At 72.5% G+C, this 530-nt stretch carries 1 protein-coding gene; it reads left to right on the forward strand.

What is annotated here, in order from left to right:
• On the forward strand, positions 1–530 hold a 530-nt coding region (ilvE, locus tag ABD350_RS37560), incomplete at both ends, for a branched-chain-amino-acid transaminase (protein WP_344353911.1).

Genomic DNA, 530 nt, shown 5'->3' on the forward strand with positions numbered 1-530 from the left:
GAGATCTTCGAGGGCCTGAAGGCCTACCGCCAGCCGGACGGCTCGATCGCGCTGTTCCGTCCCGAGGCCAACGCCCGCCGGTTCCGCACCTCCGCCCGCCGCATGGCCATGGCGGAGCTGCCCGAGGAGCTGTTCATCGCCGCGCTGGACGCGCTGCTCACCCAGGACGCCGACTGGGTTCCGCCGCACGGCGGCGAGGCCTCCCTCTACCTGCGGCCGTTCATGTTCGCCACGGAGGCCGCGCTCGGCGTCCACCCGGCCAACGAGTACCTGTTCATGCTGATCGCCTCCCCGTCCGGCGCCTACTTCGCCGGCGGCGTGAAGCCGGTCACCATCTGGGTCGCCGAGGACCACGTCCGCGCGGTCCCGGGCGGCACGGGCGACGCCAAGACCGGCGGCAACTACGCCGCGTCCCTGCTGCCGCAGGCCGAGGCCGCCGCGCACGGCTGCGACCAGGTCGTCTACCTCGACGCGGTCACCCGCACCAAGGTCGAGGAGTCCGGCAGCATGAACGTCGCCTTCGTCTACGG

Origin of the sequence: Streptomyces nogalater (genome assembly GCF_039532885.1) — a bacterium.
Lineage (GTDB): Bacteria > Actinomycetota > Actinomycetes > Streptomycetales > Streptomycetaceae > Streptomyces > Streptomyces nogalater.